Below are 19,423 nucleotides of genomic sequence, written 5' to 3'. Positions count from 1 at the left end.
ATGGCCAAACCATCCCAGAAAACCGCCTGTCTCGGTCCGAACGCGATCCTGCAGACCATTGAGGTTCTAGACAAGAATGTGGGGCGGAACCTTCGCACCGTTGTCTTGTTGCAGGCCGGAGTAGAGGTGCCGCCCCCCAATGCTGGCATGCTGCCGGAAACCGATTGCGCGGCTGTGCATGACGCGTTGCGCACCTTGCTGCCTGCAAGGGCAGAAGGATTGTTGCATGACTCGGGCTTGGCCACGGGCGATTACCTTTTGCGACATCGCTTCCCCGGCGCCGCCAAGGCCGCTCTGCGCTTGCTGCCGCGCCCGCTTGCGGCGCGCGTTCTTGCCCGCGCGATTGCGCGCAACGCTTGGACGTTCGCAGGCAGTGGCGGTTTTGAGGTCACGGGCACGGAGCCGCTGACGTTCAAGGTGACAGGAAATCCGCTCATCAAAGGCGCGCGCGCCGACCGTCCGATCTGCCATTGGCACGCAGCGGTGTTTGAACGGCTTTTCACGCAGCTGGTGTGGCCGAATGCGCGTGTGATCGAAACAGCCTGCGCTGCAAGCGGGGCGCCATGCTGCTGTTTTGAAGTGCATCCAGTTGCCGTCGCATGGCCGCAAGATGCGGGCACCAGACGCGCGGCTTGAGGGGCTCCATCGTTCTCGTGGCGCGCGTCTGCAAGAAATGTAATTCTTGATTGACACATCTTGCGGCAAAACTCTTGCTCGACTCTCGATTGTCCTGTTTAGTTGACAGATGACCATGAGCATCGCCCCCGTTGCCCGCACGACCCCGCAGCCCCGCGCCTTGCTGGAGCTCATCAAGCCAATCACGTGGTTTCCACCCATTTGGGCCTATCTCTGTGGCGCGGTGTCATCGGGCGTTCCTTTGTCGGATCAGTGGCCGGTTGTCCTTTTGGGGATGGTTCTGGCGGGACCCATCGTTTGCGGCATGTCGCAGGCGGCAAACGATTGGTGCGACCGCCGGGTCGATGCGGTGAACGAGCCAAACCGTCCAATCCCCTCGGGCCGCATTCCGGGCCGCTGGGGGCTTTATGTTGCGCTTGCCATGACGCTGCTTTCGCTTGTCATCGGGTGGTTGCTGGGGCCATGGGGATTTGGGGCGACGGTGGTCGGCGTGATCGCGGCTTGGGCCTATTCAGCCGAGCCGGTGCGGCTGAAACGCTCTGGATGGTGGGGCCCGGGTCTTGTCGGTCTTTCCTATGAAGGCCTGCCATGGTTCACCGGGGCAGCCGTGCTTTTGTCGGCTGCGCCCGAGTTTGAAGTGGTGATGATCGCCTTTCTCTATGCTGTCGGGGCGCATGGCATCATGACCCTGAATGATTTCAAGGCTCTGGAAGGGGACCGCCAGCACGGGGTGCGTTCACTTCCTGTGGTGCTGGGGCCGGAAGTGGCCGCGCGTATCGCCTGCACCACCATGGCCTTGGCCCAAGCGCTTGTGATTGCATTGCTGTTGATATGGGGTGCGCCTTGGCATGCCTTGGCGATCACTGTCTTGGTGATGGCGCAGATGGCTGCGATGCGCAGGCTCTTTCGCGATCCCAAGAGATATGCCCCGTGGTACAATGGCACCGGGGTCGTTTTCTATGTCTCAGGCATGATGATCGCAGCCTTTTCGCTGCGAAATCTTGGGGCGGCAGGATGAAGCTCAGCTGGGTGCAGATTGCGCGTCTGGGGCTGGTGCAAATGTGCCTTGGCGCGGTGGTGGTGCTCACCACCAGCACATTGAACAGGCTGATGGTCGTCGAACTCGCATTGCCTGCCTTGGTGCCGGGGCTGCTGGTCGCGCTGCATTACGGCATCCAGATCACGCGGCCTAACTGGGGGTTTCGCTCCGACACGCGTGGCAACCGGACAGTGTTCATCATCGGCGGCATGGCCGCACTCTCCTTGGGGGCCTTTCTGGCAGCGCTGGGGGTGGTGATCATTCCGGCACAGCCACAGGCGGGGCTTGCCCTTTCTGTCATGGCCTATGCCTTGATCGGGGTTGGCGTCGGCGCGTCGGGAACTTCGCTCTTGGCCTTACTGGCCACCGCCACCGCGCCGCAACGGCGTGCGGCGGCGGCGACCATCACTTGGTTGATGATGATCTTTGGCATCGCGGTCACCGCAGGCACTGTGGGCCATTTTCTGAAAGACTATTCCCCCGCGCTTTTGCTGGAATGCGTCGCCATCGTGACCTTCGGCGCCGTTGCAGTGACAACGCTTGCCGTCTGGGGGATCGAGGCACGTGTGATCGCCGAGCGTGAGGCCGATCCGGCGCCCTTTCGTCAGGGTCTGGCGCAAATCTGGGCGGAGCCGCAGGCGCGCGCCTTTACCTTGTTCGTTTTCCTGTCGATGACCGCTTACTTCATGCAGGAACTGATCCTAGAGCCTTTTGCCGGGCTCGTCTTCGGCTTTGGCGTGGGGCAAAGCACCCAGCTCTCCGGCGCGCAGAATGCTGGCGTTTTCGTTGGCATGCTGGCGGTGGGGATCGCTGCAACGGGTCTGCGCATTGGCACTCTGCGGCACTGGGTGGTGGCGGGCTGCTGGGGTTCGGCCTTGGCCCTTGTCGGCATCGCAGCGCTTGGCCACAGCGGAATCGGCTTTCTGGTCCCAGCGGTCATTTTTCTTGGCTTTTTCAACGGCATGTTCGCGGTGGCCGCGATCGGCTCGATGATGGCCTTGGCCGGGCAGGGGCGCAGCGCGCGCGAAGGCACGCGGATGGGCCTTTGGGGCGCGGCCCAAGCGCTTGCCGCCGGGTTTGGTGGCCTGCTGGGTGCGGCTTCGGTCGATTTCTTGCGACTTTGGCTGCAAGCGCCTTCCGCCTTCGGGCTGGTGTTTCTGGTTGAGGCAACTTTGTTCGGTGTCGCAGCGATCCTCGCAGTGCGGGTGATCGATGTTCCCCGCAGATCTGCCGCCCCCCACCCCCATGCAATTCCCGGAGAGTGACCATGCCTTATGATGTTTTCGTTGTCGGCGGCGGACCTTCCGGGGCAACGGCGGCAGAAGACCTCGCCCGGGCAGGCTACCGGGTGGCCATGCTGGACCGGGCCGGGCGGATCAAGCCCTGTGGGGGCGCCATCCCGCCGCGCGCGATCCGCGATTTTGACATTCCTGACAGCTTGCTGGTGGCCAAGATCAACACGGCCCGCATGATCAGCCCCACGGGCCGCGCTGTGGATATTCATATCGAGGGCGGCTATGTCGGCATGGTCGACCGCGAGGCGTTCGATGAATTCCTGCGCGACCGCGCCGCGATGACCGGGGCCGAGCGGCTGACCGGCACTTTCCTGCGGATCGAGCGTGATGCGGCGGGCACACACGTGATCTGGCGCGACAAGGTGTCGGGCGCCGAACGGCGCAGCCGCACCCGCCTTGTCATCGGGGCCGACGGTGCGCGCTCGGCCGTCGCACGCGCCGAAGTGCCGGGCGGGGACAAGATTCCTTACGTCATTGCCTATCACGAGATCATCAAGGCCCCCACAGGCACCATGGCCGCCAATTCCGATTACGATCCGATGCGCTGCGATGTGGTTTATGATGGCAAGATCAGCCCGGATTTTTACGGCTGGGTCTTCCCGCATGGCAAGCACGCCAGCGTTGGCATGGGCACCGAGGTCGACGGGGTCGACCTGAAAGAGGCCACCGCCGCCCTGCGGGCCATGGCAGGGCTCGCAGGCTGTGAAACCGTCCGCAAGGAAGGCGCGCCCATCCCGCTCAAGCCTTTGGACCGCTGGGACAATGGTCGCGATGTCGTGCTTGCGGGCGATGCGGCAGGGGTCGTGGCGCCCTCTTCGGGAGAGGGTATCTTCTACGCCATGGCCGGGGGGCGCGTGGCGGCCACTGCGGCACAGGCCGCGCTGCAATCGGGTCGCGCCAAGGATCTGAGACTCGCGCGCAAGATGTTCATGCGTGAGCACGGCACCGTCTTCCGGGTCTTGCGCTCGATGCAGGATGCCTATTATCGCAGCGATGACCGGCGCGAACGCTTTGTCAGCCTATGCCACGATCTTGATGTGCAAAGGCTGACATTCGAGGCCTATATGAACAAATCCTTGGTGAAGGCACGGCCCATGGCGCATATTAAGATCGGGATCAAGAACATGGCACATCTGTTGGGATGGGTATCGCCAAAGTGGTCGTGAACGCGCGCGCCTTTGCGGAAGAATTGATTCCGGCCTGGGTTGAAGGCCGCCTTACCCCCGTGGGCAAGCTTGAGGTGCATCAGCGTGGATTGCGCCACAAGGCGGTGTCGGTCTTCGTGGTGGACCATGGCCGGGTGCTGATTCAGCGGCGGGCCATGACCAAGTATCACACGCCGGGTCTTTGGGCGAATACCTGCTGCACGCATCCTCGCTGGGACGAAGATCCCGCCGCCTGCGCGGTGCGTCGTCTGCGCGAGGAGCTTGGGATCACCGGCCTGTTCCCGGCATTTGCCGACCGGGTGGAATACCGCGCCGATGTGGGGGCCGGTCTGATCGAACATGAACTGGTCGATATCTTTGTCGCCGAAGCCGGACCCGACCTCTCCGTCACCCCTAATCCCGATGAGGTGATGGAGACCCGCTGGATCGACCTCTACGATCTCGCCGCCGAAGCGCGGCGGAGCCCCGCCAAGTTTACCCCTTGGCTGCAGATCTACATGAACGAACACATGGCCCGCATCTTCGGAGCCAGCGTTGGCCTGACGCGCTGACTGTTCTTTTTGCTCCAAAGCCCAAGATTTGCACCTTTTCCAAATACTCCGGGGGGAGCCGCAGGCGGGGGGCAGCGCCCCCCTCCACGGCGCCGCCAAAGCAAGGCGTCAAGCCAGTGCCCGCAGCCACGGCTTCAAGGCCGCTGAAACCGCCTCGGGCGCCTCTTCATGGACCAGATGCCCATAGCCCGCGATCTGGGAAAAGGTGGCCTTCGTCATATGCGCCACCGCATCCCGAGACACGTTGGCCGGCACAGCCCTGTCACCTTCTGAGGCAATCAGCAGAACAGGCGTCGTCAAGGCGGGCAAGCGCGTCATCAGCCCCTCCAGCCGCCACTGTGCCATCATGCCCAGCGTGCCGCTGACGTGATCCGCGTCCTGCACCAGCGCCAGATATTGGTCCTGCCCCGCCTTGTCGAGCGGCGAGCCTGTTCCGGCCAGAAGCTTGCGCACCGTCGCCGGTTGGCCCCACAGCCGCGACACCACCGACCCGACAAACGGCGTGGCCGCGAGCGCGCGCGCCATCAGCGGGAACATCACCCCCGCCGCCCCATCAAAGGTGCCAAGCGCGGCGTTGATGCCCACCACCCCCTGCACAGGCAAAAGCTCCGCCATCCGCAAGGCGATCGCGGCCCCCGCCGAATGGCCAATCACCACGTGAGGGGTCCATTCTTCCGACTGGCACAGACGGGTCAGATCCTCGGCCATGGCGTCCAGCCCAAGCCGTCGCATCCCGCCCGCGCGGGTGCAGCCCTGACCGGGCAGATCCGGAACAATCACCCGATACTCTTGCGACAAAAGGGGGATCAGCGCGCGGAAGCTGTGGCCCGAGCCGCCCGCCCCATGCAAAAGCAGCAGCACCGGGGCCGCGCGTGGGCCGGTGTCGATCACCCACCAGTCATGCGGGGACACACGCCGATGGCGGGCCTGCGCGCGAAAAGGCCAGTCTTCAGGAAGGCGGGCGGACTCCACCGTTCAGTCCCCCAAGGCCGCGCCAAGCACGCCAGACAGCCGCCGCGCATCCGCGCGGGGCAGCGCGACATAGGCCGCGCCCATCGCACCCGCCATCTGGGCAAGGCTGGTCTGCGGCCGGTTTGCGGTGTCGATCACAACGGCCGGAAACGCGCAGGATCGGATCGTGCGCGCCAGTTGCATGGCCTCTTGTTCCGCCTGCATGCGGTCGGGGCTGCCGTCGAGCGCGATATTGCCACGCCCGTCGGTCAACAGCGCGATCGTCGGCGTCAGTCCGCGCGCGCGCGCCTGCGCCGCCGTCGCCAGTGCCGCCTTTATCCCCGCCGCAAGCGGTGTGCCGCCGCCTCCGGGCACTCCCGCAAGACGGCGCTTCGTTTGCACAAGGCTGCGCGTCGGGGGCAGAATGACCTCGGCCCCCGTGCCGCGAAAGGCCACCAGAGCCACATGGTCGCGTCGGGCATAGGCCGCCGCAAGCAGCAACTCGACCGCACCCTTGGCCTCCGCCAGACGGGCGAATGCCGCCGAGCCCGAGGCATCGACCGCAAAGATCAGCACCCGGTCTGAAGTTTCCTGAAAGCGCTTCACGCGGATGTCAGATCCGCGCACCAACAGCACCGCGTCCGATTGTGCCGTCCGTCTGCGCAACGGCTGCCACGGGGCCGCTGCCCGCAAGGTGCCGACCAGATCGATACGCATCCCCGCACCCGGCTTGCCCGGGCGGGAAGGCAACGGCCGCCCGCGTCGGTTGCCCGCGCGCGCCAAACCCGTCCCAGTGGCGCCCTTGGCGCCGCGGGCCGCCCGTCCGGCCGCCAGTTGTGCCAGAAGATCAGCGGGCAGGGCGGCGCGCACGGCCTCGATCATCATCTCTCCGGGGATGGCTTCCGCGTCAGGCGCGTCGTCCGACGGCTCCGGCTCGCCCGGTTCCGATGGGGGGGGCGGGCTCTCGGGCGTCTTGGCCTCGGCAGAGGGCAAGGGGAGGGCCCGCTGAGCATAGACCATTTCTGCGGCCTGCATTACATCGCTCTCGGTCGCCGTGACGCGCCCAGCCAACGCGGCCAAGGCGCGCGCGACGGCCATCGCAAGCAAAGGCGCGCGCAAAGAGGTGATGCCCAACTCGGCGGCCGCGACTGTCAGCGCGCGTGCGGCCTCCTTTGGCAGCACAACGCCGGGCAGGCGGGTCCGGGCTGCGTCCAAGGCGCTGGCATCCAGCGTGATGTCCGAACTTTCAGACCATGCCAGCCCGTCCAGATCAACAAAAAGCGCCAAGCGTTCGGCCAGCCCCGCGGGCAGGCCTTCGCCGTCTTCCGCCGCCTCGTCCAGCGCGATCAAACAGGCTCCGCCCTGATCCAGCGCCTGCCCCAGTCGCGCCGACAGGCCGGGCGGCACCCGTTCGGCCATGGTCAGGATCAGCGCGGCGGGCCGCGCCAGCACTCCGCGCGATCGCACGGGACGGCCCGAGGCCAGCGTGGCAGACAGGTCAAGGCCGCCATAAAGCGCCTCGTCCGAAACCCCGGGATGCAGTCGCGCAAGCGGCAAGGGCAGGGCGGTCAAAGCATTTGTGACCCGGTCGCGCAGGGCACCACTGCGGGCCCGCAGCCAGAGGCCTCCCACCCCCGCAGGATCAACAGCCATCACCTGAAGCGCGAGGATGATGCGGTCCCACTCCATGGCAGCCTTACGGCAGAACCTCATCCATCATGCGGGCCACCCGCACGCCCGACCCGGCTTCGTCCAGCGGATCGCGGCGCAAACGATGCGACAAGGCCATCACGGCCACCGCTTTAAGATGCGCCCGTCCCACCGTTTCGGCCCCCTCGAAGGCCGCCTGGGCGCGCGCCGCGCGCAGCAGCGTCAACTCTCCGCGCAAGCCGTCCGACCCCAGCGCGATGCACAATGCCGCACAGTCATGCAGCACAACGGCGGGCGTTTTCAGGGCGGGCAAAGCCACACGCGCCGCCAGAATGCGCTCACGCAAGGCGGCATCCGCTGCCTGCCACTCGGGCATGAAAGCGTCATAACCGGTCTCATAGGCATCGCGGCGCAAAATCACCGCAACCCGGGTGTCCACATCCCGCGGCGAAGTCACCTCGACTGACAGGCCAAAGCGGTCCAGCAGTTGCGGGCGCAATTCGCCCTCCTCGGGGTTCCCCGAGCCCACCAGCACAAAGCGCGCCGGATGACGGATGGAAAGCCCGTCGCGCTCCACCACATTCTCGCCCGATTGCGCCACGTCGAGCAGCAGATCAACGATGTGATCTTCCAGCAGGTTGACCTCGTCGATATACAGGTATCCCCGATTTGCCCGTGCCAGCAGACCCGGTTCGAACGCCTTTTCCCCCCGGGTGAGCGCCCGTTCAATGTCCAGCGCGCCCACCACCCGGTCTTCCGTCACGCCAAGCGGCAGATCGACCACCGGGGTTGGTTTGCGGGTGATTTGGGTGGCGCTCACCTGCGCCCAGTCTGGGCACAGATCCGGACGCGCCGAATTGACAGGGCAGCCCTCCACCGCCTCGATCTCGGGCAAAAGGGCGGCAAGTGCGCGCACGGCGGTTGATTTCCCGGTGCCCCGATCTCCGAAGACCAGCACCCCACCGATGGCAGGGTCAATCGCGGTCAGCACCATGGCCTGCTTCATCGCCTCTTGCCCCACGATGGCCGAAAAGGGAAAGGGCTGGCGCGGTGCGGGGCGGCTGGGCAGCGCATGCAGTTTCGGCGCGGTTTCTGCGGGCATCAGGCGGCGTCCTTCTCTGTGATCAGATGGGATAGCGGATCTTCGCCTTCCCAGCGGCCCACTGTGCCCAGAAGGGCAAACCGGGCATAAAGCTCTTCGGAGAACCAGTCCCCCGCGCGCACCGCCTGAATGGCGCGGGCGTGGGGGCCATCCTCACGCGCGAAGGCAACCATGCTCGCGGCATCGGGCCAGATCGAAAATGTGACCTGATGCAGCAAGGGCACCTCACCAATCCCGATTTTGAAGGCCACATTGGGGTCCGCGCCAATCACGGCCGAGATATCGGGCACCCGTTTCCAGAATTGCACTGCGCGGGCAGGGCGCAGAGTGGCACGGGTCAGCGCAACGATTGGCCCATGTCCGGCGGATCTGGTCGTGGGCTGAAAGGGGTTTTCGCCATCCCATGCTCCGCGCGCCGCCGTCGGCGCCAGAAACAAGGTCCAACTCTCGGTCGCCTTGCGACGCCATTCGGCAAAGGTCGGACTGAAAGCGACCGCATCGCGCGCTGACGCCTCATCCGGCCAAGTTGCCAGAATCGCCCAGACGCCCCAGTTCGGCTTCGGCGTGAAACCTTGCCCGGTGCCTGATCCGCAAAGCTTCCAGAACAAGGCTCTGCCTTCGCCGCGCATCTGCAGTCGTGCCGCTGCCATCTGCCCCAGCACCCAAAGCCGGGCAAAGGCGCCGTCAAATCGGAACAGGCTCAGCGTGGCAACAGGAATGATCGGCCCTCCAGCAAAGAATACTGTAAATTCAGTCTTACACTTTTTGCGCACAAGAGGAAGTATGAACTCGTGCGTCAGGCCCGAAAACCCAATTGTTGTAAATTAAAATGGACAGGCTATCATTGGGTCATGCAGACCACGTCGCGCCCTCAGGCCCCGCTCCTCCCTTCTGAACCGGATTCGGATCAGGCCATCGTCATTGGTGCAGGCCTAGGGGGGCTTGCCTCGGCCATGCGGCTTGGGGCCAAGGGCTATCGCGTCACCGTCATTGACCGCTTGGATCGTGCCGGGGGCCGCGGGTCTTCCATCAGCCGCAACGGCCATCGCTTTGATCTGGGGCCCACCATCGTGACGGTGCCGCAAGGGCTGCGTGACCTTTGGGCCGCCTGTGGGCGGGACTTTGATGCGGACGTGCGCCTCGTGCCGATGGACCCCTTCTACGAAATCCGTTTTGCGGACGGCGAAAGCTTTACGGCGCGGCAGGATGATGCGGCGATCAAGGCCGAGGTGGCGCGCATATCGCCCGCCGACTCGAAGGGGTATGAACAGTTCCTCAAAGACTCAGAGGCGCGTTACTGGTTTGGGTATGAAGATCTGGGCCGCAAGCCGATGCACAAGATCTGGGACACGCTCAAGGTGATCCCGAAATTCGCCATGCTGCGCGCCGACCGGTCGGTCTATGCCCATGCCGCCGCACGCGTGAAAGACGAACACCTGCGTTTCGCGCTGTCGTTTCATCCGCTCTTTATTGGCGGCGATCCCTTCAATGTCACCTCCATGTACATCCTTGTCAGCCACTTGGAAAAAGCCTTCGGCGTGCACTACGCCATGGGCGGGGTGCAGGCGATCGCAGATGCCATGGTGCGGGTGATCGAAGCGCAGGGCGGCACGGTGGTGCAGGGCACAGAGGTGGATGAAATCACCCTTTCGGCCGGGCGTGCTTCGGGCGTGCGACTGGTGTCGGGAGAAAGATTGCCAGCCTCGGTTGTCGTCTCCAATGCCGACGCCGGCCATACCTATGACCGCCTGCTGCGCAACGCAGCCAAGCGCCGCTGGACACCAAGGCGTTTAAAGCGGGCGCGCTGGTCGATGGGGCTTTATGTCTGGTATTTCGGCACCCAAGGCACGGCGGGGATGTGGGGAGATGTTGGACACCATTCTATTGTCGTGGGCCCGCGCTACCGTGACCATATCAAGGACATCTTTCTCCGTGGTCGCCTTGCAGACGACATGAGCCTTTATGTCCATCGTCCCTCGGTCACAGATCCATCTTGTGCACCTGCCGGAGACGATACGTTTTATGTTCTCTCTCCGGTCCCGCATCTGGGCCATGCCAATGCCGTGGATTGGGCGACGGAAGAAGAGCCCTACCGCGCCAAGATGCTCAAGGTGCTGGAGGACCGTCTGCTGCCGGGAGTCACGGGCCGGATCACCGAAAGCCTGACCTTCACGCCGGAAACCTTTCGCGACCGCTATCTTTCGCCTCACGGTTCCGGGTTTTCAATCGAGCCGCGGATCCTGCAATCGGCTTGGTTCCGCCCGCATAACGTGAGCGAGGAGCTGCCGGGGCTTTATCTTGCAGGGGCGGGCACCCATCCGGGCGCAGGCCTTCCGGGCGTTGTGGGCACGGCGGAGGTGCTGGGCAAGCTGGTCCCCGACCCGAAGGTGCGCCGGGAAACGGCGGCAGAGCAGGCATTGCGGATGGCGGCCGAATGATCGCGCCGGCTGATATGGAGGCATGCCGCGCGGCGATCCGGACCGGTTCGTTGTCCTTTCACGCGGCCTCGCGGCTGTTGCCCGCCCGGGTGCGCGATCCGGCGCTGGCGCTCTATGCTTTCTGTCGGGTGGCCGACGACGAGGTGGATGAGGGGCGGGACAAGGCGGGGGCCGTGCTGAGGCTGCGCGACCGGCTGGAGCTGGTTTATCAGGGCCGCCCGCGCGACGGCTATGCCGACCGCGCCTTTGCCGCAGTGGTCGAGGATTTCGAGATGCCACGCGCCTTGCCTGAGGCTTTGCTGGAAGGGCTGGCGTGGGATGCGATGGGGCGCCGCTATGACAGCCTGTCGGGCGTGCTGGACTACTCCGCCCGTGTTGCGGCGGCGGTCGGGGCGATGATGTGCGTGCTGATGCGGGTGCGCGAGCCCGACGCGCTGGCCCGTGCCTGCGATCTGGGGCTGGCCATGCAGCTCACGAACATCAGCCGGGACGTCGGCGAGGACGCGCGGGCGGGGCGGGTGTTCCTGCCGCTGGACTGGCTGCGGGCGGAAGGGGTGGAGCCGGAGGCCTTTCTGGCCGCGCCAGCCCCGAGCGCTGGGCTGCGGCGGGCCACGGCACGGCTTTTGGGGGAGGCGGAGCGGCTCTACCTCCGGGCCGAGGCGGGGGTGGCGGCGCTGCCGCTGGGCTGCCGACCGGGGATCTATGCGGCCCGGCATATCTATGCTGGCATCGGGGGGCAGGTGGCGCGGGCGGGGCATGACTCGGTCAGCCAGAGGGCGCGGACCGGCGGGGGGCAGAAGCTGGGCTGGCTGGTGCTGGCGGGCCTGCGGGCGCTGGCCTCGCCGGTGCTGCCGCAGCCGGCGGTCTTGCATGCCCGGCCCGCCCCGGAGGTGGCCTTTCTGGTGGAGGCGGCGGCCCGCAAGGATGCGGCGCGGGGCCGTTCGGAGGCGCTGTTCGAGGTGCTGAGCCAGCTGGAGGCGCGCTCGCGCGGGATGGCGTGAGCTGCTCCCTGTGTTACAAAATCAAAATCATTTCTTATCAACCCTTTGGCTCTGTGAGATTCACGGAAAATTAAGATTAGACCGCCGCCAGACCGCCAAGCGGCGGCCGGGTCCTTTGCCCTTGGGGCAGGGTCGCGGTGCCTTGTGCTTGGGGCCCCGTGGATTAGATAAAGCACAAGCATGAGGTGCAGGCGCATGGATTATTCGTTGTTTTTCACCTATCTTGCCGCCTGTGGCGCGGCGGCGGCGACGGGGGCGATGTTTCAGCCCGGCGCGTGGTATCAAAGCCTGAACAAGCCGTGGTGGACGCCGAAAGACTGGATGTTCCCGGTGGCTTGGACCTTGCTGTATCTGTGCATGGCGCTGGCGGCGATGCGGGTGGCGATGCTGGCGGGCCGCGTGCCGGGCGTGGGGCAGGCGCTGGCCTTCTGGGCGGTGCAGATCGCGCTGAACACCTTGTGGACGCCTGTCTTTTTCGGCCTGAAGCGGATCAAGGCCGGGCTGGTGGTGTTGGGCTTTCTCTGGCTTGCGGTGGCGGCCACCCTTGTCGCCTTCTGGCGGATCGACCCGGTGGCGGGCCTGCTGTTTGTGCCATACCTTGTGTGGGTGAGCATTGCGGGCGCCTTGAACGCTTCGGTGTGGCGGCGCAATCCGGCCGAAGCGCGCGCGGGCTGAGCCTGCGGGAGCGCTCCGCGCGGGAGTATTTGGAAAAGGTGCAAGCCATGCCTGCGTCTCTTTTCGGGACGGTGCAGCACAGGACAAGGCGCCACCTCGCAATCCTTCTCTTTCTGCCTTGCAGCTTTCCCAAATACTCTCGGGGGCCCGGGGGCAGACAGCCCCCGGGGGCTGGCCAGAGGTGCTGCCCTTGTCAGTCCGGGAACACCCAGCCTTTGCGGCGGGGGACGCGCAGGGCGAGCATGGGTTTGAGCAGGGGTTGGCGAAAGCGGGTGAGATCGAGCGCTTCGTGCACGCCGGTGGTGGACTCGCCGTTCAGCCGGGTTTCCACGAGGCTGCGGCTGTAGAAAGGCGCATCCAGCATGTTCAGGCGCTGGCGCGGCATCACGCCCGGATCGGCGCGGGTTTCGCGTTTCACCTGCCACAGGCTGCGGGCAAAGCGGGTGCGGGGCGGGGCGTCCACCCCTTTGACCTGCCCGCTGCTGTCGATCTCGACGGCGAGGTCGAGGCGGCTGCCATCGCGGCGGGTGGCGTCATAGATGCAGATCGTGCGGTCGCGCAGCGGAAAGCGGCCCCATGTCCAGAAATCGAAATCTGCTTCCAGCGCCCGGCTGCCGAAATTCGCGTCGAAATAGCCGTGCCCGTCCCAGTGATGGCCTTGGCTGAGCCGGACCGAGATCTGGCCGCTGGGCGCGAAGGGGCGCCAGATATGGGCGCCGTCCGGGGTGAGCCGCACCTCGGCCGAAGTGATGGCCTGCGGGGTCAGGATGATCTGGCCGCGCACCGGGGTGACCATCGGCGGCGCCCCCCATTCGTTGATGTCGATGATGAGCTGCCGTCCGGTCCAGTGCATCTTGCTGGGGCCGACTTCAAAAGTGTCGGCGCTGCGGCGCAAGGCGGCGCGGCCGCGGTCTGTCATGGTGAAGCGGCTGCCGGGGCCATAGGTGGCCACATTGAGGCAGCAGTGGTTTTCCGGATCTTGGCGGCCCGACCAGCGATACCATGGCGAGAACACCGAGCCGATGAAGCCGATCACCGAGACGGCGCGCGTCCCGTCGGTGCTGACGCCGTCGACATACCACCAGGCGTAGCCATCGGGGCCGACCGCGACGCGGAAATCCGGTCCTGCGTGATCGCCTCGGCCGTATGCCGTGCGGAGAGGGCTGCCATCGGCACCCCCGCCCCCGGATGCGCGCCGCCCCCCGCCAGCGTGAGCCCCGGCAGGCGGGTCCGGGCGGTCGGGCGCTGAAAGGCCGCCAGCAGCCCCTCGGGCGAGCGGCCGTAGATCGCGCCTTGCGAGGCCGGGTAGAGCCGGGCCAGTTGGCTGGGCGTGGTCAGCGCCTGCGGCGGCGGGGGCGGCGAGAAGGTCAGGCCGAAGTCCTGAAGCCGGGGGAAGGTGCGTGCGCGGCATTGCGGTTCCTCGTCTGGATGGGCGGGCAGGCCTGCGGGTGCGTTCAGGATGATTTCGAAGCGTTCGAGCCCGCGGGGCGGATGGGGGAGGCGGTCTTGCGCGCACAGGTAGAGGGTGGGTTTGTCCGGCGCGCGCCCGGCGCCGATGGGGCCGAATTCCGCCTGCGGATCGTCGGTGAAGAAGACGTTGTGATGCGCGAGCGCGGGGCCTTGGACGGTGGCGGCAAAGGCCCAGACATGGGCCGAAAGGCTGCGGGGCTGGGTTTTCGCCGCAGGCAGGGCGGCTTGCGCCTCGGGGCCCAAGAGGCCGGCGGTGAGGGCGGCGGGGTCGCCGTTGAAGACGCAATGCTGGCAGGGAAACAGGTGGCCGCCTTCGGTTTCCACGGCGCTGACGCGGCCTTGGGCGGTGAGGATGCGGCGGGCGCGGGTGGCATAGTGAAAGCGCACCCCAAGGCCGGTGGCAAGATCGGCAAGGCTTTGGGCAAGGCTGTGGAGGCCGCCGCGCACGGCCCAGACGCCTTGCGCCTCGGCCTGCCAGATCAGCGCGAGCACGCCCGGTGCATGGCGCGGGCGGCCGCCGACATAGGTGGCGTAGCGGGCGAAAAGCTGGATCAGGCGCGGGTCGCGGAAGTGAGCTTTGAGCAGCCTTTCGAGCGAGACACCGGGCAGGAGGGCGGGCCAGAGCCTGGGTTGCACGGCGGCGGTGCGGGCGATGCGGGCAAGATTTGGCGTGGCGCTGCGCATCACCGGCGCGTCGAAGGCGGCCAGAAGCGCCTGCGACAGGCGGTTGAAGCGGGCGAAGGCGGCGGCCTCTCGTGGCCCGGCAAAGCGGTCGATGGCTTCGATATTCGCCTCGGGGTCGGGGAAGAGGTCGAGCGACGGGCTGTCTTGCCAGAAATGGCGGGCGAGGATGGGCAGCGGGGTGAGGGTGACATGATCGTCCAGCCGCTGGCCCGCGAGGGCGAAGAGGGCGTCGAATTCGGCGCGCATCGTGAGGACGGTGGGGCCGGTGTCAACCGGGCCTGCGGCAGAAGGCAGGGCGCGCGCCTTGCCGCCGGGGCTGTCGGCGGCCTCGAGCACGCGGACGCGCAGGCCGCTGGCCGCCAGACGGATGGCGGCGGCGAGGCCTCCGATCCCGGCCCCGATGATGACTGCGGTGTCGCGGCTTTGCATGGGGGCATGATGGCGGGTTGCGGGAGGTTGTAAAGTGGGAATGACGCGAAATGTGTAAGTTTTGGTTTACACATGGCCAAGGCGCTGCCACGATGGGGCAAAGCGTCAGGAGAGGGCAGCTTATGGCACTGGATGGGCGGATCGAAGCGGCGATGGGGCGGGCGATGGCCTTGGCGCAATCCGAAGCGGCGCCACCGCGTCTGGGGGCGGCCTTGCCTTATGCGGTGTTTCCGGGGGGCGCGCGCATCCGGCCGACGATTCTGATGTCGGTGGCGCTGGCCTGTGGCGATGACCGGCCGGGGCTGACGGATGCGGCGGCGGTGGCGCTGGAGCTGATCCATTGCGCGAGTCTGGTGCATGATGATCTGCCCGCCTTTGACGATGCCGATGTGCGGCGGGGTAAGGCGACGGTGCACCGGGCCTTTGGGGAGCCTTTGGCGGTGCTGGCGGGGGATTCGCTGATCGTGCTGGCCTTCGAGGTGCTCGCGCGGGCGGGGGCAGAGGCGCCGGAGCGGGCGCTGGGGCTGGTGCGGCATCTGGCGCAGCGCACGGGGATGCCGTTTGGCATTTGTGCGGGCCAAGGCTGGGAGAGCGAAGGGCAGATCGATCTGGCGGCCTATCACCGGGCGAAGACGGGGGCGCTGTTCATTGCGGCGACGCAGATGGGGGCGCTGGCGGCGGGGCAGGATGCGGAGCCGTGGGAAGAGCTGGGCGCACGCATTGGCGCTGCATTTCAGGTGGCGGATGATCTGAAGGACGCGCTGCTGGGGGCGGAGGAGATGGGCAAGCCTGCGGGGCAGGATGTGGCGCATGGGCGGCCTTCGGCGGTGACGGAGCTGGGCGTGGCGGGGGCGGTGGCGCATTTGCGCGACATTCTTGGGGGCGCGATCGCCTCGATTCCGGCCTGTCCGGGGGAGGCGATGCTGGCGCAGATGGTGCGCGCCTATGCCGAGAAGATGACGCCCGCGCGCTTGACGGCGGCGAAGGGATAAGGGGGTGGCGGATCTGCCCTTGCCCCGGCCCGAGCGGCTGCGGCGGACGGGGCCGGCATGGCTGACCCGTCTGGCGATGTCACCGCGCTTTCACGCCGTGATCGAGCGGATTCCGGGGCTTAGGCTGAGATCGCGGGCCGAGGGGCGCGCGCTTTTCGACGTGGTTTCGGGCTTTGTGCAGTCGCAGGCGCTGCTGGCGCTGGTGGAGTTGCGGGTGTTGCACGCGCTGGCCGAAGGGCCCGCGTCGCTGCCGCGTTTGGCGCAGAGGGCGGCGGTGCCCGAGGCGCGGATGCAGATTTTGGTGCAGGCGGGGGCTGCGCTGAAACTGCTGCGCCACGCGCGCGGGCAATGGCATCTGACCCCGCGCGGCGGGGCCTTTCTGACCGTGCCGGGGCTGGAGGCGATGGTGCGGCACCATGATGTGCTTTACCGCGATCTGGCCGATCCGGTGGCGTTTTTCCGAGGCCAGACCCAGCCCGAACTGGCGGGGTTTTGGCCTTATGTCTTTGGCGCGGGGGCGGCCGCCGAGCCTGCGCTTGCCGCGCGCTACAGCCGCCTGATGGCGGACAGTCAGGCGCTGGTGGCAGGCGACACGCTGCGGCTGGTCAGCCTGCGGGGCGTGCGCCATTTGATGGATGTGGGCGGCGGCACCGGCGCCTTTCTGCGCGCGGTGGCGGCGCAGTATCCGGCGCTGCGGCTGACGCTGTTCGACTTGCCCGCGGTGGTGGAGGGGGCCGCCCCTCTGGCGCGGCTGACCGTGCATCCGGGCAGTTTCCGGGACGATCCGCTGCCGCAGGGCGCGGATATGATCAGCCTGATCCGGGTGCTTTATGACCATTCCGACTCTACGGTGGCGGCCTTGCTGGAGGCGGCGTTTGCCGCCTTGCCGCCGGGCGGGCGGCTGTTGATTTCGGAGCCGATGTCGGGAGGCGCGCGCCCCGATCCGGCGACGGATGTTTATTTCGCGGTTTACACATTGGCGATGCAGACCGGGCGCACACGCTCGGCCGTCGAAATTGCAGCGCTTTTGTCTGCGGCAGGCTTTACCGGCCTGCGCGACTACCCCGGGCCAAGGCCCTATGTCACCTCGGCCCTGACGGCGCAAAAGCCGTTCTGACCGCAAAGGCACTGCCGCGCAGGCGGCAAAAACAGGCCCGTCGTTGCCAAAAGCGCCTTTGGGCGCTGGCCGGGGCTTGGCTGTGCAACAGGCGCGACAGCTATCTGCTCAAAACATGTCCATTTAAATTGACACTTTGAATTGTAAGTCTAAACTTACAGCTAGTGAAAAGGTTCCGTTGCATCGCGACTCTGTGATCGGCGGAAAGGGGAGACAGACTGGTGAAAACATCTGCCGTCATCTTGTCGGGGCCGCGTGACCTTGGGGTTGCGACCTTGGGCCTTGTGCCCCCGACGGCAGGGGATCTGGTGGTCGAGGTGTCGCATTCGGGCATTTCGACGGGCACCGAAAAGCTGTTCTGGTCGGGCACGATGCCGCCCTTTCCGGGAATGGGCTATCCGCTGGTGCCGGGATATGAGGCATTTGGCGAGGTGGTGGAGGCCGCCCCGGAAACCGGGTTCCGCGTGGGCGAGCATGTGTTTGTGCCCGGCGCGAATTGTTTTGCAGAAAATGTGCGCGGCCTGTTTGGGGGCGCATCGCGCCATCTGGTGACACCTGCGGCGCGGGTGGCGCGGCTGGACCGGGGGGCCGGGGCGGAAGGTGCCTTGCTGGCGCTGGCAGCCACGGCGCGCCATGCGCTTGCCGGGTTCAACACCGCTTTGCCCGATCTGATTGTCGGCCATGGCACGCTGGGCCGGTTGCTGGCGCGGCTGACGATTGCGGCGGGGGCGCCTGCGCCCACCGTGTGGGAAGTGAACCCCGCCCGGCGCGAGGGCGCGCTGGGCTATGAGGTGATTGACCCCGCAACCGACAGCCGCCGCGACTATAAGGCGATTTACGATGCCAGCGGTGCCAAGGGCCTGTTGGACCCGCTGGTGATGCGGCTTGCCAAAGGCGGCGAAGTGGTGCTGGCGGGGTTCTATACCGAGCCGGTGAGCTTTGCCTTTCCGCCCGCATTTATGAAAGAGGCGCGCATTCGGATTGCCAGCGAATGGACCCCCGATGATCTGGTGGCGGTGCGCGCGCTGATCGAAAGCGGCGCTTTGTCGCTTTCCGGGCTGATCACCCACACCCGCCCTGCTGCGGATGCGACAGAGGCCTATGCCTTGGCCTTTGAAGACGCGTCTTGCCTGAAAATGATATTGGACTGGAGCGGCCACGCATGACTTTGGATATTCCGAACCTCAAGGATTTCGATGCCCGTCTGCGCGCCGAGGCGCATGATGAACCTTCGCTGGAAGTGCCGCAGGGCGCGCCCACCAAGAAGACGCAGATCATTGCGATCTATGGCAAGGGCGGGATTGGCAAATCCTTCACGCTGGCCAACCTGAGCCACATGATGGCCGAGATGGGCAAGCGGGTGCTGTTGATCGGCTGCGATCCGAAATCGGACACCACCAGCCTGTTGTTCGGCGGCAAGGCCTGCCCCACCATCATCGAGACCTCGACCCGCAAGAAACTGGCGGGCGAAGAGGTCAAGATTGGCGATGTCTGCTTCAAACGCGGCGGTGTGTTCGCGATGGAGCTGGGCGGGCCAGAGGTGGGGCGTGGCTGCGGCGGGCGCGGGATCATCCACGGGTTCGAGCTTTTGGAAAAGCTGGGGTTCCATGACTGGGACTTTGACTATGTTCTGCTGGATTTTCTGGGCGATGTGGTCTGCGGCGGCTTTGGCCTGCCGATTGCCCGCGACATGGCGCAGAAGGTGATCTTGGTCGCGTCGAACGACCTGCAATCGCTGTATGTGGCGAACAATGTGTGTTCGGCGGTGGAGTATTTCCGGCGGCTGGGCGGCAATGTCGGCGTGGCGGGGCTGGTCATCAACAAGGATGATGGCACGGGCGAAGCGGCGGCTTTTGCGGAAGCGGTGAAGATCCCGGTGCTGGCGGCAATCCCGCAAGACGATGATCTGCGCAAGAAATCGGCCAATTACCAGATTGTCGGCAGCTATGAGAGCCAGTGGGGGCCGCTGTTCGAAAGCTTGGCTTCGGCGGTGGGCGTGGCGCCGCCGGTGCGCCCGGTGCCGCTGACGCAGGATGGGCTTTTGGCGCTGTTCAGTGCCGAGCATACGGGGGCCGATTTCGTGCTGACCCCCGCCACGGATGCCGACATGCGCGGCGCCTTCGCGGGGGCGCGGCCTTCGCTGGAAGTGGTGTATGACAATGTTTGATCTCGACACCCTGACCCGGCTGGAAGAGGCGCTGCGCGTGTTGCAAGCCAAGGGGCGTGC

General features: G+C 66.1%; 18 protein-coding genes. 12 read left to right on the top strand and 6 right to left on the bottom strand.

What is annotated here, in order from left to right:
- From bchJ to idi, 5 genes are all read left to right on the top strand, one after another.
- Positions 1–636 (top strand): bacteriochlorophyll 4-vinyl reductase, encoded by a 636-nt coding sequence (bchJ, locus tag CUR21_RS16225; protein ID WP_100198113.1) that lies wholly within the window; start codon positions 1–3, stop codon positions 634–636.
- 109 nt (positions 637–745) lie between these two features.
- On the top strand, positions 746–1,654 hold the full coding sequence (chlG, locus tag CUR21_RS16220) for a chlorophyll synthase ChlG (RefSeq protein ID WP_100198112.1): 909 nt from the start codon (positions 746–748) through the stop codon (positions 1,652–1,654).
- Positions 1,651–2,940, top strand: coding sequence for a BCD family MFS transporter (locus CUR21_RS16215; protein ID WP_100198111.1), 1,290 nt, complete (start codon positions 1,651–1,653; stop codon positions 2,938–2,940). The genes chlG and CUR21_RS16215 overlap by 4 nt, the downstream gene beginning before the upstream one ends.
- A gap of 2 nt (positions 2,941–2,942) precedes the next feature.
- On the top strand, positions 2,943–4,136 hold the full coding sequence (locus CUR21_RS16210) for a geranylgeranyl diphosphate reductase (protein WP_100198110.1): 1,194 nt from the start codon (positions 2,943–2,945) through the stop codon (positions 4,134–4,136).
- On the top strand, positions 4,112–4,687 hold the full coding sequence (idi, locus tag CUR21_RS16205) for an isopentenyl-diphosphate Delta-isomerase (protein ID WP_100198109.1): 576 nt from the start codon (positions 4,112–4,114) through the stop codon (positions 4,685–4,687). The genes CUR21_RS16210 and idi overlap by 25 nt, the downstream gene beginning before the upstream one ends.
- Before the next feature lie 108 nt (positions 4,688–4,795).
- On the opposite strand, the gene bchO is transcribed toward idi, so the two are convergent.
- Genes bchO through crtA form a run of 4 tightly spaced genes read right to left on the bottom strand, consistent with a single transcriptional unit; the run spans position 4,796 to position 9,163 of the window.
- Positions 4,796–5,659: an alpha/beta fold hydrolase BchO gene (bchO, locus tag CUR21_RS16200; RefSeq protein ID WP_100198108.1), complete on the bottom strand. Its 864-nt coding sequence runs from the start codon at positions 5,657–5,659 to the stop codon at positions 4,796–4,798.
- Between the two features lie 3 nt (positions 5,660–5,662).
- On the bottom strand, positions 5,663–7,327 hold the full coding sequence (locus CUR21_RS16195; RefSeq protein ID WP_100198107.1) for a magnesium chelatase subunit D: 1,665 nt from the start codon (positions 7,325–7,327) through the stop codon (positions 5,663–5,665).
- A gap of 7 nt (positions 7,328–7,334) precedes the next feature.
- The gene (gene bchI, locus CUR21_RS16190; RefSeq protein ID WP_100198106.1) at positions 7,335–8,390 is read right to left on the bottom strand and encodes a magnesium chelatase ATPase subunit I; all 1,056 of its coding nucleotides are present in this window, start codon (positions 8,388–8,390) and stop codon (positions 7,335–7,337) included.
- A complete protein-coding gene (gene crtA / locus CUR21_RS16185; protein ID WP_369802543.1) occupies positions 8,390–9,163 on the bottom strand; it encodes a spheroidene monooxygenase in 774 nt (257 codons plus the stop codon). The genes bchI and crtA overlap by 1 nt, the downstream gene beginning before the upstream one ends.
- A 78-nt stretch (positions 9,164–9,241) precedes the next feature.
- Here crtA and CUR21_RS16180 point away from each other — a divergent pair, with 78 nt between their 5' ends.
- The 3 genes from CUR21_RS16180 (at position 9,242) to CUR21_RS16170 (ending at position 12,504) form a co-directional block, all read left to right on the top strand.
- Positions 9,242–10,828: a phytoene desaturase gene (locus CUR21_RS16180; RefSeq protein WP_100198105.1), complete on the top strand. Its 1,587-nt coding sequence runs from the start codon at positions 9,242–9,244 to the stop codon at positions 10,826–10,828.
- The gene (gene crtB / locus CUR21_RS16175; RefSeq protein WP_100198104.1) at positions 10,825–11,829 is read left to right on the top strand and encodes a 15-cis-phytoene synthase; all 1,005 of its coding nucleotides are present in this window, start codon (positions 10,825–10,827) and stop codon (positions 11,827–11,829) included. Before CUR21_RS16180 ends, crtB begins: the two co-directional genes overlap by 4 nt.
- 195 nt (positions 11,830–12,024) lie before the next feature.
- Entirely contained in the window at positions 12,025–12,504 is a 480-nt protein-coding gene (locus CUR21_RS16170; RefSeq protein ID WP_100198103.1) for a TspO/MBR family protein, read from the top strand.
- A gap of 193 nt (positions 12,505–12,697) precedes the next feature.
- Here the strand turns inward: CUR21_RS16170 and crtC are convergent, their stop codons facing one another.
- On the bottom strand, positions 12,698–13,540 hold the full coding sequence (crtC, locus tag CUR21_RS16165) for a carotenoid 1,2-hydratase (RefSeq protein WP_100198102.1): 843 nt from the start codon (positions 13,538–13,540) through the stop codon (positions 12,698–12,700).
- Positions 13,537–15,087, bottom strand: a complete 1,551-nt coding sequence (gene crtD, locus CUR21_RS16160; protein WP_100198101.1) for a 1-hydroxycarotenoid 3,4-desaturase CrtD — start codon at positions 15,085–15,087, stop codon at positions 13,537–13,539. Before crtD ends, crtC begins: the two co-directional genes overlap by 4 nt.
- Before the next feature lie 122 nt (positions 15,088–15,209).
- On the opposite strand from crtD, the gene CUR21_RS16155 reads away from it, so the two are divergent.
- From CUR21_RS16155 to CUR21_RS16140, 4 genes are all read left to right on the top strand, one after another.
- Positions 15,210–16,079, top strand: a complete 870-nt coding sequence (locus CUR21_RS16155; RefSeq protein WP_100198100.1) for a polyprenyl synthetase family protein — start codon at positions 15,210–15,212, stop codon at positions 16,077–16,079.
- A gap of 76 nt (positions 16,080–16,155) precedes the next feature.
- Complete coding sequence (locus CUR21_RS16150; protein ID WP_100198206.1) at positions 16,156–17,196, top strand: methyltransferase; 1,041 nt, start codon at positions 16,156–16,158, stop codon at positions 17,194–17,196.
- Positions 17,197–17,417: 221 nt separating this feature from the next.
- On the top strand, positions 17,418–18,362 hold the full coding sequence (gene bchC, locus CUR21_RS16145) for a chlorophyll synthesis pathway protein BchC (protein WP_100198099.1): 945 nt from the start codon (positions 17,418–17,420) through the stop codon (positions 18,360–18,362).
- On the top strand, positions 18,359–19,363 hold the full coding sequence (locus tag CUR21_RS16140) for a chlorophyllide a reductase iron protein subunit X (protein ID WP_100198098.1): 1,005 nt from the start codon (positions 18,359–18,361) through the stop codon (positions 19,361–19,363). Before bchC ends, CUR21_RS16140 begins: the two co-directional genes overlap by 4 nt.
- Positions 19,364–19,423 lie beyond the last annotated feature (60 nt).

This window comes from Pseudorhodobacter sp. MZDSW-24AT, from assembly GCF_002794355.1.
Lineage (GTDB): Bacteria > Pseudomonadota > Alphaproteobacteria > Rhodobacterales > Rhodobacteraceae > Pseudotabrizicola.
This window is presented reverse-complemented; position numbering and strand designations above follow the sequence as displayed.

Coding starts and splice junctions, on each gene's coding strand:
- bchJ (WP_100198113.1), top strand. CDS start 1: ATGGCCAAACCATCCCAGAAAACCGCCTGTCTCGGTCCGAACGCGATC.
- chlG (WP_100198112.1), top strand. CDS start 746: ATGACCATGAGCATCGCCCCCGTTGCCCGCACGACCCCGCAGCCCCGC.
- CUR21_RS16215 (WP_100198111.1), top strand. CDS start 1,651: ATGAAGCTCAGCTGGGTGCAGATTGCGCGTCTGGGGCTGGTGCAAATG.
- CUR21_RS16210 (WP_100198110.1), top strand. CDS start 2,943: ATGCCTTATGATGTTTTCGTTGTCGGCGGCGGACCTTCCGGGGCAACG.
- idi (WP_100198109.1), top strand. CDS start 4,112: ATGGGTATCGCCAAAGTGGTCGTGAACGCGCGCGCCTTTGCGGAAGAA.
- CUR21_RS16195 (WP_100198107.1), bottom strand. CDS start 7,327: ATGGAGTGGGACCGCATCATCCTCGCGCTTCAGGTGATGGCTGTTGAT.
- bchI (WP_100198106.1), bottom strand. CDS start 8,390: ATGCCCGCAGAAACCGCGCCGAAACTGCATGCGCTGCCCAGCCGCCCC.
- CUR21_RS16180 (WP_100198105.1), top strand. CDS start 9,242: ATGCAGACCACGTCGCGCCCTCAGGCCCCGCTCCTCCCTTCTGAACCG.
- crtB (WP_100198104.1), top strand. CDS start 10,825: ATGATCGCGCCGGCTGATATGGAGGCATGCCGCGCGGCGATCCGGACC.
- CUR21_RS16170 (WP_100198103.1), top strand. CDS start 12,025: ATGGATTATTCGTTGTTTTTCACCTATCTTGCCGCCTGTGGCGCGGCG.
- crtD (WP_100198101.1), bottom strand. CDS start 15,087: ATGCAAAGCCGCGACACCGCAGTCATCATCGGGGCCGGGATCGGAGGC.
- CUR21_RS16155 (WP_100198100.1), top strand. CDS start 15,210: ATGGCACTGGATGGGCGGATCGAAGCGGCGATGGGGCGGGCGATGGCC.
- CUR21_RS16150 (WP_100198206.1), top strand. CDS start 16,156: ATGTCACCGCGCTTTCACGCCGTGATCGAGCGGATTCCGGGGCTTAGG.
- CUR21_RS16140 (WP_100198098.1), top strand. CDS start 18,359: ATGACTTTGGATATTCCGAACCTCAAGGATTTCGATGCCCGTCTGCGC.